This window comes from Pontimonas sp., from assembly GCF_031581085.1.
Lineage (GTDB): Bacteria > Actinomycetota > Actinomycetes > Actinomycetales > Microbacteriaceae > Pontimonas.
In genome coordinates this window covers 1-2,178 of sequence record NZ_JAVLBO010000053.1, presented here as the reverse complement: position 1 = coordinate 2,178, position 2,178 = coordinate 1, and the positions used below count along the sequence as shown (strand labels likewise).

Sequence of the window (2,178 nt, the reverse complement as noted above, 5' to 3'; positions counted from 1 at the left end):
ACTAAACCAGGGCATCAACATCACCCTCGAAGCAGAAGAGGAACTAGACGACATCGACACCGTCGAACAAGCGTCCTGATTGACACCCCATCCATCCACACGGCGCTGATGCTCCTGGCGCCGTGTCAGTGCCGGGCTTTACACTGCCCTCATGACGCTCACCGACACTCGCCACAGTTCACCACACGGTGCACAACCTGGCGCCAGCACCTCCAGCCTCGCCGTCTCCAGCCTCGCCGTCTCCAGCCCTATTGGGACGCTCACCCTCCGCGGCACCGACCAGGCTCTCATTTCGGTAGATATTGACCAGAGCGGACCGGCAGGACCAGACACTCTTCCTGAGAACACCGACAGCACCACAGACCCTGCGGGACACCCCGTGTTAGCCGCGGCGAAGGCTCAGCTGGAGGAATACTTCGCGGGGAGTAGGGACCATTTTGACCTGCCCGTGTTGATCACGGGAACCCCATTTCAAGAAGCCGTGTGGGATGCGCTCCAGGCCATCCCCTACGGCGAGACCGCCAGCTACGGACATATCGCCCAGGCGATCGGTCGCCCCGGAGCCGCGCGCGCGGTGGGTGGAGCGGTGGGCGCCAACCCGGTGCCCATCGTCGTTCCCTGCCACCGCGTAATGGGCTCAACCGGCAAAATCACGGGCTACAGCGGTGGCGGCGGGATTTCGACAAAACGGGCACTACTCGCGCATGAACAGGGGCACTAAGACCGTTTCTTCCGCGCCGACTTGGACCCCTACTCAGTAATTTCGGTAATGAGAGTTTCCACCCGGCGACGGATGTCGTCTCGCACTCGTCGAACTGTCTCCAAGTCCTTACCGGCCGGGTCTTCCAATTCCCAGTCTTCGTAGCGTTTTCCCGGATAAAACTTGCAGGCGTCCCCACAGCCCATGGTGATGACGACGTCACTGGCTTGGACTTGTTCGTCGGTCAGTATCTGTGGCTGATTGGCGCTGATATCAATACCCTCTTCCTGCATCGCCTCCACCGCGACCGGGTTGATCTGATCTTTTGGTTCCGAGCCGGAGCTCAACACCTGGACGCGCTCTCCAGCGAGGTGTTGCAGGTAGGCGGCGGCCATCTGGGAGCGCCCTGCGTTGTGAACACAGACGAAAAGTACTGTGGGGGGTGTCATCAAGAACCTTCTTTCACGGTGTGCGCCGGGCCAGTAGTCGGTGGACTCTGCCCGGCGGGCTGTTGTGAGCGAAAACGCTCGGGGTAAAACACGGACACGAGGAACCATCCCAATAGTGCTCCCAGAACCTGAGCGGCGATAAACCCCAGCACTGATTCGGGGGCGATTCCGGTGAATGAATCGGTAAACATTCGCCCGAGCGTCACTGACGGGTTGGCAAAAGACGTCGATGAGGTGGCAAAAAAGCCGGCGCCAATCCACGCCGGGACCAACAGCGGTAACCAGGTGGCCTTCGACTGCGCCACAGCCGTCACAATGACCGCAATCAGACCCGCGGTCGAGATGATCTCGCCCAGAAAGGTGCCGGTGCTCAGGCGTTGGTTGTCAGAGAACTCCACCAGAGGCAGGTCAAACATCGCCTGTGCGCCGACAGCGCCGGCAATACCGCCTGTGAACTGAACCATGATGTAGCCCAGTCCCTCCCCCACCGACACGTGTCTGCGCAGGGTCATCACCATCGTGACGGCCGGGTTGATGTGGGCACCAGAAACGGGAATGAGTAGGGCGACCAACACTCCTAAGCCCAACACCGTCGAGATTTGGTTGATCAGGATGACCACTCCGAGGTCACCGGAGAGTTGTTGGCCCATCAAGCCCGAGCCAATCACCACCATCACTAGTGCCGCGGTGCCGAGAAATTCGGCGAAGAGTCGTCGAGGTAAGGACATCGTCACGAGTGAGTCTCCTGAAGGGTCAGGGATATACCCAGTGTGCCCTGTCTTTGCCCCAACCTGCCTCCCGCCCGGGCCTCGTTTGCCAAGTGTTCACCAAGGGGCGCCGGGCCGATCTCGCCACGCAGCTGATTTAGCCAAGCACCAGGTACCGCTCCGCGGGGTTGCCCGGCACCTCGGCGAAATGCCATCCGTTGTCAACTCCCCAGTCGCCAAGCTGGTCGGCCGAGTCGATATCAGCAGCACTGCCCAGGAGCTCTCGCACCAGACGTCCCTTGGAGGCCTTATTGGCGTGTCC

General features: G+C 60.8%; 3 protein-coding genes. 1 reads left to right on the top strand and 2 read right to left on the bottom strand.

Annotation, left to right across the window (positions count from 1 at the left end; translation table 11 throughout):
- Positions 1 to 151: 151 nt before the first annotated feature.
- Entirely contained in the window at positions 152 to 721 is a 570-nt protein-coding gene (locus RI518_RS07745; RefSeq protein WP_310689804.1) for a methylated-DNA--[protein]-cysteine S-methyltransferase, read from the top strand.
- A gap of 29 nt (positions 722 to 750) precedes the next feature.
- Here RI518_RS07745 and RI518_RS07740 read toward each other — a convergent pair whose 3' ends face one another.
- Both RI518_RS07740 and RI518_RS07735 read right to left on the bottom strand, forming a co-directional pair.
- Complete coding sequence (locus RI518_RS07740) at positions 751 to 1,149, bottom strand: arsenate reductase ArsC (protein WP_310672437.1); 399 nt, start codon at positions 1,147 to 1,149, stop codon at positions 751 to 753.
- Positions 1,149 to 1,877, bottom strand: a complete 729-nt coding sequence (locus RI518_RS07735; RefSeq protein ID WP_310672439.1) for an aquaporin — start codon at positions 1,875 to 1,877, stop codon at positions 1,149 to 1,151. Before RI518_RS07735 ends, RI518_RS07740 begins: the two co-directional genes overlap by 1 nt.
- Between the last annotated feature and the right edge of the window lie 301 nt (positions 1,878 to 2,178).

Excerpts from the sequence above, each read along its gene's own strand:
- RI518_RS07735 (WP_310672439.1), bottom strand. The coding sequence starts at position 1,877 with ATGTCCTTACCTCGACGACTCTTCGCCGAATTTCTCGGCACCGCGGCA.
- RI518_RS07745 (WP_310689804.1), top strand. The coding sequence starts at position 152 with ATGACGCTCACCGACACTCGCCACAGTTCACCACACGGTGCACAACCT.
- RI518_RS07740 (WP_310672437.1), bottom strand. The coding sequence starts at position 1,149 with ATGACACCCCCCACAGTACTTTTCGTCTGTGTTCACAACGCAGGGCGC.